Genomic DNA, 13,954 nt, shown 5'->3' on the forward strand with positions numbered 1-13,954 from the left:
GAATAACTAATTTCAGGAGAGCTGTCACAATTCTTTATTTCTATTTTACGTTTCTCTTACTGTTCTTTATACGATTTTTTTCTTTATTTACTGGTCACCCTATGTAATATTAGGAATAAGGGATGGTAGAAATAAAAGGGGGAGTATTAGATTGAAAACGTTAACAAAGCTATCGAATGCTATTATGGAAAAATATTTGCCTGACCCATACATATTTGTCACTATACTCACAGTACTAGTGTTATTATTAGGGGTCACATTAACAGATTCCTCTCCATTAGATATGGTTACTTACTGGGGAGACGGCTTTTGGGAGTTATTATCCTTTACAATGCAAATGGTCATTGTTTTAGCTGCTGGACATATTTTAGCGAATAGCCCTGTCTTTAAAAAAGGCTTATCAGCAGTCGCAAGTAAAATTAAAACGCCAAGCATGGCAATTATAATTGTGACTTTTATTTCATTAATTGCTTGCTGGATTAACTGGGGATTCGGACTAGTCATAGGGGCACTTTTTGCAAAAGAAATTGCACGTCATGTTAAAAAAGTGGACTATCGTTTATTAATTGCCAGTGCTTATTCAGGATTTGTTATTTGGCACGGAGGTTTAGCAGGTTCCGTTCCATTATCAATTGCAACGGAGGGGCATCCTTTTGCAAATATTATGGGTGTAATCCCAACAGACATTACACTTTTCTCTACATACAACTTATTTATTGTCATTGTCATTGTTCTGACATTGCCATTATTTAACCGTTGGATGATGCCAAAGGAAGAGGATGTCGTAGAAATTGAACCTTCTTTATTAATTGAGGAAAAAATAGCGCTGCCAAAAGCTGAAAATCATTTTGCAAGCCGTTCAGAGCGCAGCTACATTCTAACAATATTAATTGGTCTTATCGGTGTTATTTATTTAATTCAGCATTTTATTACAAAAGGCTTTGTTTTAAATTTAAATGTTGTAAATACGATTTTTATTGTACTGGGGATTATTTTTCATGGTACACCGCAGCGTTTTCTTGCCGCTGCCCAAGATGCAATTAAAACAACAACAGGAATAGTATTCCAATTCCCTTTTTACGCCGGTATTATGGGGATGATGACCGCTTCTGGCTTAGCGGCGGTATTTTCTGAATGGTTTGTCAACATTTCAAACGACCATACTTTCTATTTATTCACATTTTTCTCTGCGGGGCTTGTCAACTTTTTTGTACCTTCTGGCGGTGGTCAATGGACGGTTCAAGCACCCATTATGTTAGATGCTGCAACGACCCTAGGTGCGGATTATGCCAAAACGGCTATGGCGATCGCTTGGGGAGATGCTTGGACAAATATGATTCAGCCATTTTGGGCCCTCCCAGCACTCGCAATTGCAGGTTTAAAGGCAAAAGATATTATGGGATTCTGTTTATTTATCCTGATCTTTACAGGAATTATCATTAGTATCGGACTGTACTTCTTCTAGTTACTATTGAATTTTTTAGAACCTCACAAAGAGCGTTAATACCGTTCTTGTGGGGTTTTTTGGTTTAGTTTAAGACCTAAGTAACCATTTTATTTTTTATAATGTCGATATATTAGACTAGTTGAGAGTTTTTTGAGAGTTTCATTTCCTATAATCAAATAAGAAATTTGTCACAATTTATCAAAGATTGGAGATAGCACAGATGTTGAAGCAATTGCTTGAAAATCGTACCGTTAATTTGGATTATATGGGTTTCTCATTTCAGCACCACGTATATGAACTACAAAATTGTGTAGAAGTATTAGGAATTGAAGCGAAGTGGCTACAAGTTGAAAATAATCAAATTGCAGTGGCTTATATGGACGATAATAGTATTTTTATAAAAAGTATGCACTACGGGAAAACAATGATGAAGTTAACAGATGGTATTCATGAAGCAAATGTACATCTATCTGTTTTACCTTCAGGAGAGATAAATGTAGAAGTTAAGCCTTACATAGGAAATGCTAATATTGTATCTGTTTATTTCCGAGCAATTTTAGCAGATACTGCGATTGCCATTGATTTAAAAGGGGCACTCAAAAATTTCCTCATTGCTAATCGGTTTATGAACGATGGGGACAGTATTTTGGAAGTACACTATCAATCCATGCATCCCAATGTCTTAAAAGATTCTTATGCAGGTAATTTTGTATTAGGTTGTCATCCTATGGGAGGTGCCATTACAAATTGTAATGAATATGCTTTGGCTAATCGCATAGCCAATTTAAAATTTACAAAAATCGTTATTTTACAAGATGGCGTACACAAAATTATTGCCTTAAAAATGTTATTATCTTTCGTCATTAGCAATCGAATTTTCGTTAATAATGAGCTATCAATGGACTCTCATCTGCCGTTGTTTTAATTATGCTTTCGGATTAGCTAAATTGCTTCTGTTAGGATGTTCATTATTACTGTTAAAAAGACAATAGTCTTCAGCGACGTGTAGCTGTCAATTGCAGCATGTACAGAAAATGATTTGCGTGCAGCCCCTCTCTCTATACAGAGGGAACGTCATTATAGCTACACCTATGTTCTATCAAATTATATAAAAAGGAATTTTTTTGATGCTGATTTTTTTAATACTGTTTTGTGTCGTTATCATAGGAAGCTATTTGATACAGAAAACGCTGCATATTAGAAAGTGCCGAAAGGAAAAGAAAAAGGTTATGGAGGAACGGCTAAAGCACCTTATTTTTACGAACACTAAGCAGCCACAAAAATAATTTTAACGTACTTTGTTATAAGCAAATATTTTTAAATACGAGCTATACTTTTTATTTCATTTCTCATTAGTTTAGTGTTAAACTATCTATTGTTATTTAAATGAAGTTATATTGAATATGATTTATTTTTATCTGTCAATATTCTGTTTATCACTCATTCTAGGAGGAGTTATGTATGAAACGTGTGGAAAATAAAGTAGCGCTTGTTACTGGCGGCGCGTCAGGCATCGGTTTATCCGCAGCAACTTTGTTAGCGAAAGAAGGAGCAAAAGTTGTTATTGCTGATTTTAATATTGAAGGAGCAAAAGAAGTTGCAGCTACTTTAGTAAAAGAAGGTTATGAAGCATCCGCAGTGTTCTTAGATGCAGGCGATGCTCAATCTATTGAAGATGCAATAGAGTTTACGGTTGCACAATACGGTACTATTACCGTTCTATTTAATAATGTTGGTTTAACAAACTTACAAAAAGATTTAGATGTTGTAAATATCGATTTAGATGAGTGGGATCGTCTAGTAAATGTAAACTTAAAATCAGTTTTACTAGGTAGCCGCTTCGCTATTCCTCATATGCAAAAAGCTGGTGGTGGTTCTATCATTAACACAGCTTCTATGGGCGCATTTGCAAGTGACCAAATTCGTACAGCTTATGGTACGACAAAAGCTGGCGTCGTTCACTTAACTAAATACATTGCCACTCAATACGGTAAAGATAAAATCCGTTGTAATGCGATAGCACCAGGGTTAATTTTAACACCTGCAGCTAAAAACAACTTACCACAGGATTTACTAGATATTTTCACAAAATACAACGCCCTACCATACAATGGTGAAGCTGATGATATCGGCTACGCAGTAGTCTATTTAGCATCTGACGAATCGAAATTTATGACTGGTCAAACACTTCAAATCGAAGGTGGCCATTACATGGCAAATCCAACCATTGCAGATACAAATATTTGGGCTGCAAATCTACAAAAATAATTTACCTTTTAAACTGATTGAACTAGTTTGAACTTGCCATTCGTGTTCAAATTTATCGATATTTATATCCTTGTTATCTCAGGCTGTAGATCCATTCCGAAATCCGGAATTGTCTACAGCCTGTTTTAATTGTTTGAGTGCCTGGAATTGTTTGAGTGCCTGACACCTAACCCTTTTCTAATGCTAATTTAATGCCGAAGCCAATTAAAACGGTTCCTGTTAGGCCTTCTATTACTGCCTTTGTCATAGGCTTCTTCATAAAAGCACTAATTTTATCTAATAAATAGACATAGAAAACAAACCATAAAGCGGTTAAAGCAGTATAAATAAGCCCCATTAGTAGAAATGGAAAAAATGTACTGTTAGAACCGTCTACAAATTGTGGTAAGAACGTTAAAAAAAAGACTGCTACTTTTGGATTTGTAACATTGGTTAAGAAACCTTGTTTAAAGCAAGATTGATGCGCATATTTGTTGTCAATTTGCGTCTCCTCAATGACAACTGGAGGCTGCGCGCGCATCTTTTTTAACGTCCATAATGTCTTGACACCTAAGTAACATAAATACACCGCTCCGACGTATTTTAAAATCGCAAATAGATAAGCTGATTTTACAATTATCGCAGAGAGACCAATAACCGCAGCTAATGTATGAATAAATAATCCACAGCAGGAGCCTAGGATTGTTTGTAAGCCCCCTCTTTTATTGATTGTTAATGTATTTTTTGTCGCAATAGCTGTATCAGGTCCAGGCAAAATAATTAATAAAATACACATTAATAAAAACATCGGGATATTCTCCATGCTAATCGCCCCCTAATTCGTCTGAAAATTATAAAAATAATTCTACCATACGTAACCTGCTTGAAAAAGAGGCGAACTTCAAAATCTTTACTATTCTAATTAATTGACATATAACCATTAGGTGTTATATATTCATAACACCTAATGGTTATATTTTTTAAAATAGAGGAGACTATACGATGTCAGAGCAACTGCAAAATATTGTGAAAACCGTTACGTTCAACGCGCCTATCGAGAAGGTTTGGGACACTGTTACAGATGCTAAAAAACTAGGTTCTTGGTTTATGCCCAATGATTTTAAACCAATAGAAGGGCATGCATTTACACTGCAATCACCCTTTGGCCCATCGCCCTGTAAAGTTGAAAAAGTAGATGCACCACATTTTGTCCGTTTTGCATGGGATACTGATGGGTGGTTTGTTACATTTGAGTTAAAACAATCTGGAGAGCAAACAGTATTTACATTAACTCATGGCGGCTGGAAAGAAGCATCTCATATAATTCCAAAAGCAAACATGCCAGCGGATGCTGTTCGTCAAAATATGGACAATGGTTGGTCAATGCTTGTTGGCAAAAAATTAAAAGAGACTGTGGAAACAGCATGACACAGCTTGCAGAAAAGGTGGATGTTTTTCAAGCAATTGCTGACCCAACAAGACGTCATGTACTACAACTATTAGCATCCAGCGATAAACCGATTGCACTAATTGCTGACCACTTTACGATTAGTAGAACTGCTGTCGTCAAGCATCTACACGTTTTAGAACAAGCCGAGCTAGTATCCGCCCAAAAGAAAGGGCGCGAAAAAATTTATACTTTACACATTGATCGGTTAAAAGAGATTGAAGACTGGCTACAATATTTTGACTTGTTTTGGAATAATAAATTGGCGCAATTGCAGCACATTATTGATAACGACGAATAGCGCAAAACTTAAGCCGCAACAATTGCTAATGCAAAACTGTTGCGGCTTACATGTTTTTATCTCATATAAAATAATCCACCATTCACAATTTCAATTTTAATTTTTGCATGATATTGTTCTTCTAATGCTTTTTTCTCAACCTCATAACACTCCGGCTTTTCCTCTACATCTTCATAAAAGTAGTCTAAAACACGCTGGTCTCGTTGCCATCTCTTTTTTGCTTGTTCAGCCCATGTATGGTCATCCTGTTGAATAATTGCATCGATTGCTTTATCCAAGCGTTGAAGTGCACGTTCTGGCTTAATAATATGTTGTACATAAAATGCGTTTTCAGATTGTGTGCTGTCCCAATCGATGCTATTTATTGCTTCATGGAAATTATTATTTATCGTTCCTGTCAGTAAGTTAATACCAAAAGAGTACAGCATTTCTTTCGTTCGATCGCAACAATACGACACTTTATAATTTACCCCAAGCCATGGGGTAAGCAATACTTGCCCTATCTCTGCATCCACTTTTTGAAACATTTGAACAAAGGCTCCAAGCTCTCTTGTTGCTTGAAATATTTGATTGAGCCTGGGTGAGCCAAAATGGACAACTTCTCCGATTACCTTTCCTGACATTGCATTTTGATCTGTAATAAAGGTAACTTGTGCAGGGTTAGGTTCGCCATTGGTTGCTTCTACATATTGCCAGTAAAAAGGGCGGTTCATGATTCTTTTATCCATAGCAATCGTTAATTGTACTGTTAAATAATGCTCATCCTCAAAGACCAGATCACATTCATTTTCTAAGAAAAATTGTCGTAAATAATTATGAACTTGTTGCGGATACATGCCCTCTCCCCTTACAATAATTTCATTCACTTAGGCTTTTATTCCCGCCGAAAATGAAGTACATCTTGGACATTCAAACTTCATTAGCAGCAATGCACTTCTACCAAAGCAAATTTAGACGGTTTTTTTGAAATTCGTTAAAATGGCATCTAAGTCGCCAACTACCTTTTCAAACACATCAATTTTTGTATGCAGCAATGCTAAAATATCTATTTCAATCGTATCTTCTACTGCAAGATTATAAATATGAACGTCATGTTCTTGACCTAGACGATGCACACGACCTATGCGTTGTTCCAGCTTCATTGGATTCCAAGGCAAATCGTAATTAATAACGTGATGGCAAAATTGAAGGTTAATCCCCTCTCCCCCTGCCTCAGTTGCAATCAGCACTTGCGCCTTTTCCTTAAATATATGTTTCATGTAATCCCGCTTGTTTTTATTGAATTTACCATTAAATAAAACACTCGTTATACCGTGTGAGTGTAAATACCACTGCAAGTAAATTTGCGTTGCACGATACTCTGTAAAAATAATGACTTTATCTTTCGCTTGTTCAATAATCTCAAGCGTTTTTTGGGCCTTCGAGTTGACTTCTAACGCCATAACTTTTGCTAAAATTTCTTCTAACTCTTCACGTTCAGCACTGTTTTCAAGCATTTTAGATAATGTAAGTGCAGTCGCCTCTTTACTGCTGCACATTTCCTTTTGCAACGTAATTAATGAAAAAGATGCTGTAGATGTTAGCGTCCCAAGCAGCTGATAAACTTCCATTTCTTCAGGGCTAAAGTGAATTGGCACAATTTGAACACGTCTATTGGTCCACTCAATGCCTGTATCCTCTCTTCGATTTCTTACCATCACTTGATTGACTAATTCTTTTAAATAGTCATCATGCTGTAAATCGTGCTTGCTTGCAGAAAATGCAGACTGGAACGTTTCATAATTACCAAGATGACCTGGTTTTAATAGCGAAATAAGATAATAAAGTTCAAAAACATCATTTTGAATAGGAGTTGCCGTTAGTAATAAGCAAAACTTCTTCTTTAATCCTTGTACGAAATCGTATATTTGGGTTTTATGATTTTTTAATTTATGCGCCTCGTCAATAATAATCATGTCATAATCTTGCGCATAAATAAGTTCTTTATGTGGGCTTTTTTTGGCGGTATCCATGCTCATAATAACAATATCGTAACGCTCAATTGGGCAATTTTTTTTATACGCCATTGCGGGAATGTGGAATTTTTGATTCAATTCTTCTATCCATTGGTTAATCAGAGATGCCGGTGCTAAAATTAAAGCCTTTTTTACAAGCCCTCGTATCAAATATTCCTTTAAAATAAGACCTGCTTCAATTGTTTTACCAAGTCCCACCTCGTCTGCTAGTATCGCTTTCCCATTCATACGTTCAATAACGGTTTGCGCTGCTTCTAATTGATGGGCAAGTGGTGTTAGTTTGGGCAAAAATTTAGGCGCTTGTAAACCAGTAAATTCCGGAATTAAATTCATTTTCACAATTTCATAGTTCATTTTGTACAAAGTCCAACTATGCCATTTTTCAGCATTATTTAGCCTATTTAAAAAGCCTTCTTGCCAATCGGACGACCTCTCCACTATCATGATCATCACCTCATGCTATTATTTCTAAATTAGGTTGTCCAAAAAAGAAAAAGCTATGACCATTATTTTTATAGGAATATCTCAGTAAGTAAGACGAACATCTTTTAATCGAATAAAACCAACCCTATTTTTCTAGTTTTCGTAAAAAATACATATTTTCCCTTGATTTTTAGTTCTATTTTCAAATTTTTCAAAATAAATTTACATTTATAGGCTTATTTAATATTCTTTAGTAGAAATAAGCACACAACTTTTCACTAGATTTTAGTAATTGCTTTGTAAGACGGGAATTTTTGCTAGAATAACAAAAATACAAATGTTGAGGAGAGGGTTCCATGTCAACTAATAGTCTTTATCAAAAAAATTATTTTAATCGTTTAGGTGAATTCGCTAACCTTTCACCTGAATCGTTTCATGCCTTTGTCAAATTCGATACACTCGCTTTAAAGGAAGGGAAATTATCAGCTAAATTAAAAGAGTTAATCGCCATTGCTGTGGCTCATACGACAGGTTGTCCCTATTGCATTGAATTGCATATTACACAGGCTAAACAAAAAAATGCTTCAAAAGAAGAGGCTAGTGAGGCTATTATGATTGCTACTGCACTCAAGGCGGGTTCTGTTCTAGCCCACGGGGTCAATGCCTTAAACGCCTATGATGGCAATACGGATGAGGAATTATATAAAGAACAGTATTTTTTACGAATTAAAGAATTTTCTACTCTACATTCTAGCGCCTTTAATGCTTTTATTGACTTTGATACAAAAACAATGAAGGACGGGCTATTAACAGGCTATGAAAAAGAACTCATTGCTATTGCTGTTGCCCATACTACAGGCTGCCCTTATTGCATTTCTCTACATGTCCAAGCAGCAAAAAAATTAGGCGTTTCCAAAGAGGAAATTACTGAGTCTATTATGGTTGCTACTGCATTAAAGGCTGGTTCTGCTTTAGCCCATGGTGTCAATGCCTTAAACGCCTACGATCAAGTAGCCCTTCTTACGTAAAATATTTAGACTGTTTGTTAAAAGAGCAAGAGTGTTAGATTGACCGCAATCAATCTAACACTTTTTTTGCGGTAATCGTTATTATTCGCTAAGGTAACTAATTAAATGTACGCTTTAAATGCTTTTTGTTACACTATTGGAAAAAGAGGTTACTATGAAAAGAAAAAAAATCTTTATTCTACATGAAATTTACGGTGTAAATGATTTTATAAAAGATCAAGGACAAACATATAGTGATTCAAATACAAGCGTAGAATGTATTTCTCTGTATTCCAACGGCAAAGTATTTTCATATAGTCAGGAAAAGGAAGCTTATCAATATTTCACGCAAGAAATCGGCTTTGATCGCCCACTTGAACGACTAACACTTCTTCTATTAGAAGCAAAAGTACAATATGATGAAGTGGTTTTAATCGGATTTAGCGTCGGTGCAACATTGGCATGGAGACTCTCTAACTTACCAATTCATCGTATTATTTGTATTTACGGCTCAAGAATACGTCAATACTTAGACGTCCATCCTACATGTCCAACACTGGTCATTTTACCTAGTAATGAAAAAAGCTTTGATGTGAATGAATTGAAAAAGGCAATAGAGCGATTGCCGTTTGTACAAACTGCTCAATTAAGTGGGAAGCATGGCTTTATGGACTACAACAATTCGAACTATTGCGAAAATAATTATTTACAGGCGCAATCTGTCATTCATCATTTTTTACATAAGGAACAGCTATAAGGAGTGTATAGCACGAATCAAAATAAATATATTGAAATTGAACAATTTCACTTATTTAAAGTAATTGTTGTTCAAGTTGTTCGATTTCTTGTAATGTATCAGCATACCAAATACCAATAAATCGCGATGCTACTTTATTTTCAAAATAATCTCCATCATAAAAGGATAGTGGCAATAGAACACCTTGCTTAATAAATTGCTCGATCGTTTGAAAAAATGATGCATTCTCCTCTACACCTTTTGATGCGTAGGAAGCAAATTTATTAACCGGTTTGCCTAACGCTTCATGAAACATAAGCATAGATGTCGAGCCGTTTTGACGGAAGTTTAAATCAATCGCTTGCACATCTCCTGCTTCTGTTACGATTAAATCAAATCCCGCAACACCCACAAAGCCTTCTGCTACACCACGCTCCATTATATGGCGTCCTACTTCAATCACTTTTTCTGGTACTTTCTCTACAATAACATTTCCTTCATAAATGCCATTGTCATCTGTCATTTGTTTAGAAGCACCCAAATATTGTATACCAAGCGCTTCTGAATAGACGAACTGGCAACTATAATTATCCTTTGCTTGCAGTAACTCTTCAATAATAATACTTTCTGTCCCATTCATTCGAAATTGACGTAAACCTTCTGTGAGCTCATCCTGATTCTGGCAAATAATAACGCCGTACCCACCAGAAGTGGGCGAATCATCTCCAGGCTTGAGTACAACAGGTGGCTTCCAATTTTTCATTGCATCCGATAATTTATACAGCTCAATGTTTAATCGGCTTGGCACGTATTTACTGTCAATTAAATGATCAATGTAAGCTTTCGTATTAAGCTCATTAAATTTTGCTGCATCCATCCAATAACAATTTCGATTCAAATCCTCTGCATCATGTAAATACTGACAAACAATCGTTTTCCCTTCCTCACACCATGCATCTAATTGTGCTAAATATTCTTCTTGCGTTTCATACGTGTACGGTTGCTCTATCCAAGCTAAACCGGCTAATTCATGTAGCTTTTTAGCTTTTGCTGTTTGTGTTGCACGGTGCACTAAAACCGGAATATCTGCAATGGCTACTTCCCTTGAGGTTAATGCATCTAGTTTATGACAATCATCCATCATCCATGGATTATCGCTATATGGTGTACGAGGTGTATAAACAGCATTGTCACCATATATTTGTCGCAATGTTAATTTTGGCTTCAACATACTAGTCCCCCACTTTTCAAAAATAGATTTTAAATAATCTACCCTTGAATAACTAAAACCACACTTTTTTTGACAAAAAATAGATTATTAGACTACTAATCATCCATTTTTTTACTGATTTTTAATAAGTAAGAGGAAGAGCTAATATGTTTTGAAGTTACTCCATTTCTAACAACATTTCTAAGTGTGCCTTTACTTTTGGCCATTCTTGTAATGTAATACTATACATCACTGTGTGCCGCGTTGAGCCATCTTTACGAATCATATGATTGCGTAGAACCCCCTCTTTTGTAGCTCCTATACGTTCGATTGCCTTTTGTGAACGTATATTGTCATGATCTGTTTTAATTTGAACTCGTTGTAGACCAAGTACTTCAAAACAATAGGTAAGTAATAAATATTTACAATTCGTATTGACCGCAGTACGCCAAAATGAAGGAGTAAGCCAAGTAGTCCCTATTTCTAACCGTTGATGCTTGCTATCAATATCCATAAAACGAGTTGAGCCGATAATTTGTCCTGATAACTTATCCACAATGACAAATGGATACTCCTTCATGAGGCTTTTGTTAGACAATGCATTTTCCACAAAGTTATGCACATCACTTTCATCCTCAATCGTTGTGGACATATACGACCAAATCTCTGGATAACTGCCTGCAGCCAATAGCGCTGGACTATCCTCTCTCACTAAAGGTCTTAATAATACAACGTTATTTTCTACCATGTTAAATTTCATTGTCCTTCACTCCTTTTTTCATTATTAAACAGGATTTTTGATATGATGAATATAACCAATTTTCAAAATTCCAACCATACCAAGGAGCTGTGAAATGAAATGGAACTTGCTATATCCTTTATAGGGAATAAGCCTAAATATGCACAGATTTATGAAAACATTAAACATGCTATTCTTTCGAAAAATCTTCTAGCCCATGAACAATTGCCTTCCAAACGAATGCTGGCGACAACATTAAATGTTAGCGTTCATACAATAAAAGAAGCCTATGAGCAACTGCTTGCAGAAGGTTATATTTATAGTAAAGAGCGCTCAGGCTACTACATTGCGCAATTGGAGTTTGAATGGCTCCAACCATTACAAACAGAAATATCCGCTCCTTTGCCTACGACTGAACAATCAGTAACCTATGATTTTAGTAATGGTCATGTGGATAAAGATACGTTCCCCTTCTCCATTTTCCATAAGTTGATGAAACAGCATTTTACTATGAACAGTTTATCAACAAGCCCATGGCAGGGAGAAACAGTTTTACGACAGGAAATTGCTAAGTATGTTGGACGCTCCAGAGGTATTCATTGTGATCCATCACAAGTATTTGTCTATAGTGGTACACAAAGCCAACTGCAAGCATTATGTCATTACTTTGGTCCACAAACGCATGTTGGCTTAGAGGAACCTGGGTTTAAACGTGTGAGGGCTACGCTACAGCAATGTGGTTTACCCATCTATCCGATTACTGTGGATAACTTAGGCGTAACGGTACCCCAAAAGACTATTCACATGTTATACACAACGCCAGCTCATCAGTTTCCACTGGGGATGGTTATGTCGGCTGAACGACGCGTAGCACTATTACAATGGGCGAACTTAAACGAGGCATTTATTATAGAGGATGATTATGATGGAGAATTTCGTTATAAAGGGCTTCCGATTCCCTCCCTAGCAAATATGGATCAACTACAGCGGGTCATTTATTTTGGGACATTTTCAAAAACATTACTGCCGTCTCTCCGGATTAGTTATATGATTTTGCCTAAATCACTCATTGCATCATTTTCTAGTTTTTATCAGGAACAAAAGTCCGTTGTGTCAAAAGTAGACCAGCTTGTACTAGCTGATTTTCTTGGACAAGGGCTATTTGACAAACATTTAGCTAAAATGCGTACGATTTATCGAAAAAAACAGCAAACGCTACTAGCAGCTATTGCTAATCATTTCTCCGATGAATTTAAAGTTATAGGCGAACACGCTGGTCTACATATTATTGTGAAACTACCAAAAAGGTTATCGGAACAAGATGCTCTTCATCTTGCTCATACAGTAGGCGTTAATGTTTATCCTTGTTCGACTTCATTTCAATCCCCTCCTGAACATGCGATGATAATTATTGGCTATGGAGGATTGTCACTAGAACAAATTGAAGAAGGTATTTCCTTACTTGCTTCTGTATGGCATGCCTCTTAATCATTATTCATTAATGTTTATGCATGTACTTGAAACTTTTTAAACTAAATAACGTATTCTAACTAAATGCATTCACAAGGGGAGTAGATAAATGGAGAATCGAGAGCAATTAATCAACTATTTACAAGAAATTGAAGCGTGGGAGAAAGACCAAAAAGGATTATGGTTTTGGGAGAGATTAGGGCGCATTCCATTTAAAATTTTAGATAAGATGACCCCTGCCTTTATTCAACAAAAACTAGCTTTACTTGTCGATGAGCTAGGAAGTTATATTCAATCTGGTGGAAAATATTTAATTAATGAACAAATGATGATTCAAAAAATCCGTAATCAGTCTTCGAATCCTAATATATTTGCAATCTCTGATATCGGGAATATTCCTTTAGAGGAGATGATTGCTCTTAGTGACAAGCTTCAAAAAGAACGCGTGAAATTAGCAACAGTACAAGGTGCTTCGACTGGTTTTGGTGGTATTTTCACATTGGCGATTGATATTCCTTTTATATTAGGAATGGCTTTAAAAACATTGCAAGAAATAGCCATTATTCATGGCTACGATCCGAATGATAAAATGGAACGTATTTTCATTGTGAAATGTCTACAATTTACGTCAGCGGATATTGTGGGTAAAGAAGCTATTTTAGAAGAGCTGTCCTCCATGCACGACAACAAAAACGCATCAGAAACGATGATTTCACAGCTTCAAGGTTGGCAGGAAGTATTTTTCACGTACCGCGATCAAATGGGCTGGAAAAAGCTCTTCCAAATGGTACCGATTGCAGGCATGATTTTCGGAGCATACGCTAATAAAGGCATGATGCAGGATGTTGCGGAGACGGGCATCATGCTATATCGAAAAAGAAGAATATACGAAAAACTAAATTAGTGCCAGCT

Annotated in this window: 14 protein-coding genes; 9 read left to right on the forward strand and 5 right to left on the reverse strand. The window is 36.1% G+C overall.

The annotated features are described in order from the left end of the window. The first annotated feature begins 151 nt into the window (after window positions 1–151). From C9J37_RS21505 to C9J37_RS21515, 3 genes are all read left to right on the forward strand, one after another. Window positions 152–1,465 carry a short-chain fatty acid transporter gene (locus tag C9J37_RS21505; RefSeq protein ID WP_107897003.1) on the forward strand — a complete coding sequence of 438 codons (1,314 nt, stop codon included), beginning with the start codon at window positions 152–154 and terminating at the stop codon, window positions 1,463–1,465. Between the two features lie 202 nt (window positions 1,466–1,667). Further along, window positions 1,668–2,372 (forward strand): hypothetical protein, encoded by a 705-nt coding sequence (locus tag C9J37_RS21510; RefSeq protein ID WP_107897004.1) that lies wholly within the window; start codon window positions 1,668–1,670, stop codon window positions 2,370–2,372. Between the two features lie 536 nt (window positions 2,373–2,908). Continuing rightward, window positions 2,909–3,715, forward strand: a complete 807-nt coding sequence (locus C9J37_RS21515) for an SDR family NAD(P)-dependent oxidoreductase (RefSeq protein WP_107897005.1) — start codon at window positions 2,909–2,911, stop codon at window positions 3,713–3,715. Window positions 3,716–3,881: 166 nt separating this feature from the next. On the opposite strand, the gene C9J37_RS21520 is transcribed toward C9J37_RS21515, so the two are convergent. Next, window positions 3,882–4,517, reverse strand: coding sequence for a LysE family translocator (locus tag C9J37_RS21520; RefSeq protein WP_107897006.1), 636 nt, complete (start codon window positions 4,515–4,517; stop codon window positions 3,882–3,884). A 179-nt stretch (window positions 4,518–4,696) separates the two neighbouring features. Here C9J37_RS21520 and C9J37_RS21525 point away from each other — a divergent pair, with 179 nt between their 5' ends. Further along, on the forward strand, window positions 4,697–5,122 hold the full coding sequence (locus C9J37_RS21525) for an SRPBCC family protein (protein WP_107897007.1): 426 nt from the start codon (window positions 4,697–4,699) through the stop codon (window positions 5,120–5,122). Beyond that, on the forward strand, window positions 5,119–5,442 hold the full coding sequence (locus C9J37_RS21530) for an ArsR/SmtB family transcription factor (RefSeq protein WP_107897008.1): 324 nt from the start codon (window positions 5,119–5,121) through the stop codon (window positions 5,440–5,442). The genes C9J37_RS21525 and C9J37_RS21530 overlap by 4 nt, the downstream gene beginning before the upstream one ends. Before the next feature lie 56 nt (window positions 5,443–5,498). Here C9J37_RS21530 and C9J37_RS21535 read toward each other — a convergent pair whose 3' ends face one another. Together C9J37_RS21535 and C9J37_RS21540 are read right to left on the reverse strand one after the other, a co-directional pair. Further along, window positions 5,499–6,278, reverse strand: coding sequence for a YqhG family protein (locus tag C9J37_RS21535; RefSeq protein WP_107897009.1), 780 nt, complete (start codon window positions 6,276–6,278; stop codon window positions 5,499–5,501). 114 nt (window positions 6,279–6,392) lie between these two features. Further along, on the reverse strand, window positions 6,393–7,907 hold the full coding sequence (locus tag C9J37_RS21540; RefSeq protein WP_107897010.1) for a DEAD/DEAH box helicase: 1,515 nt from the start codon (window positions 7,905–7,907) through the stop codon (window positions 6,393–6,395). A gap of 329 nt (window positions 7,908–8,236) precedes the next feature. Between C9J37_RS21540 and C9J37_RS21545 the strand changes: the two genes are divergently transcribed. Continuing rightward, window positions 8,237–8,908 (forward strand): carboxymuconolactone decarboxylase family protein, encoded by a 672-nt coding sequence (locus C9J37_RS21545; protein ID WP_107897011.1) that lies wholly within the window; start codon window positions 8,237–8,239, stop codon window positions 8,906–8,908. Window positions 8,909–9,062: 154 nt separating this feature from the next. Then, window positions 9,063–9,644 (forward strand): dienelactone hydrolase family protein, encoded by a 582-nt coding sequence (locus tag C9J37_RS21550; RefSeq protein ID WP_107897012.1) that lies wholly within the window; start codon window positions 9,063–9,065, stop codon window positions 9,642–9,644. 55 nt (window positions 9,645–9,699) lie between these two features. Here C9J37_RS21550 and ldmS read toward each other — a convergent pair whose 3' ends face one another. After that, window positions 9,700–10,854, reverse strand: a complete 1,155-nt coding sequence (gene ldmS / locus C9J37_RS21555; RefSeq protein ID WP_235617198.1) for an L-aspartate--L-methionine ligase LdmS — start codon at window positions 10,852–10,854, stop codon at window positions 9,700–9,702. Window positions 10,855–11,011: 157 nt separating this feature from the next. After that, a complete protein-coding gene (locus C9J37_RS21560) occupies window positions 11,012–11,593 on the reverse strand; it encodes a GNAT family N-acetyltransferase (RefSeq protein ID WP_107897013.1) in 582 nt (193 codons plus the stop codon). Between the two features lie 99 nt (window positions 11,594–11,692). Between C9J37_RS21560 and pdxR the strand changes: the two genes are divergently transcribed. Both pdxR and C9J37_RS21570 read left to right on the forward strand, forming a co-directional pair. Continuing rightward, window positions 11,693–13,060, forward strand: a complete 1,368-nt coding sequence (pdxR, locus tag C9J37_RS21565) for a MocR-like pyridoxine biosynthesis transcription factor PdxR (RefSeq protein ID WP_107897014.1) — start codon at window positions 11,693–11,695, stop codon at window positions 13,058–13,060. Window positions 13,061–13,151: 91 nt separating this feature from the next. Beyond that, window positions 13,152–13,946, forward strand: a complete 795-nt coding sequence (locus C9J37_RS21570) for an EcsC family protein (RefSeq protein ID WP_029747048.1) — start codon at window positions 13,152–13,154, stop codon at window positions 13,944–13,946. Window positions 13,947–13,954: the final 8 nt, after the last annotated feature.

The sequence above is a fragment of the Lysinibacillus mangiferihumi genome, from assembly GCF_003049665.1.
Classification (GTDB): domain Bacteria; phylum Bacillota; class Bacilli; order Bacillales_A; family Planococcaceae; genus Lysinibacillus; species Lysinibacillus mangiferihumi.

Coding starts and splice junctions, on each gene's coding strand:
- C9J37_RS21510 (WP_107897004.1), top strand. CDS start 1,668: ATGTTGAAGCAATTGCTTGAAAATCGTACCGTTAATTTGGATTATATG.
- C9J37_RS21515 (WP_107897005.1), top strand. CDS start 2,909: ATGAAACGTGTGGAAAATAAAGTAGCGCTTGTTACTGGCGGCGCGTCA.
- C9J37_RS21520 (WP_107897006.1), bottom strand. CDS start 4,517: ATGGAGAATATCCCGATGTTTTTATTAATGTGTATTTTATTAATTATT.
- C9J37_RS21525 (WP_107897007.1), top strand. CDS start 4,697: ATGTCAGAGCAACTGCAAAATATTGTGAAAACCGTTACGTTCAACGCG.
- C9J37_RS21530 (WP_107897008.1), top strand. CDS start 5,119: ATGACACAGCTTGCAGAAAAGGTGGATGTTTTTCAAGCAATTGCTGAC.
- C9J37_RS21535 (WP_107897009.1), bottom strand. CDS start 6,278: ATGTATCCGCAACAAGTTCATAATTATTTACGACAATTTTTCTTAGAA.
- C9J37_RS21540 (WP_107897010.1), bottom strand. CDS start 7,907: ATGATCATGATAGTGGAGAGGTCGTCCGATTGGCAAGAAGGCTTTTTA.
- C9J37_RS21545 (WP_107897011.1), top strand. CDS start 8,237: ATGTCAACTAATAGTCTTTATCAAAAAAATTATTTTAATCGTTTAGGT.
- C9J37_RS21550 (WP_107897012.1), top strand. CDS start 9,063: ATGAAAAGAAAAAAAATCTTTATTCTACATGAAATTTACGGTGTAAAT.
- ldmS (WP_235617198.1), bottom strand. CDS start 10,854: ATGTTGAAGCCAAAATTAACATTGCGACAAATATATGGTGACAATGCT.
- C9J37_RS21560 (WP_107897013.1), bottom strand. CDS start 11,593: ATGAAATTTAACATGGTAGAAAATAACGTTGTATTATTAAGACCTTTA.
- pdxR (WP_107897014.1), top strand. CDS start 11,693: ATGGAACTTGCTATATCCTTTATAGGGAATAAGCCTAAATATGCACAG.
- C9J37_RS21570 (WP_029747048.1), top strand. CDS start 13,152: ATGGAGAATCGAGAGCAATTAATCAACTATTTACAAGAAATTGAAGCG.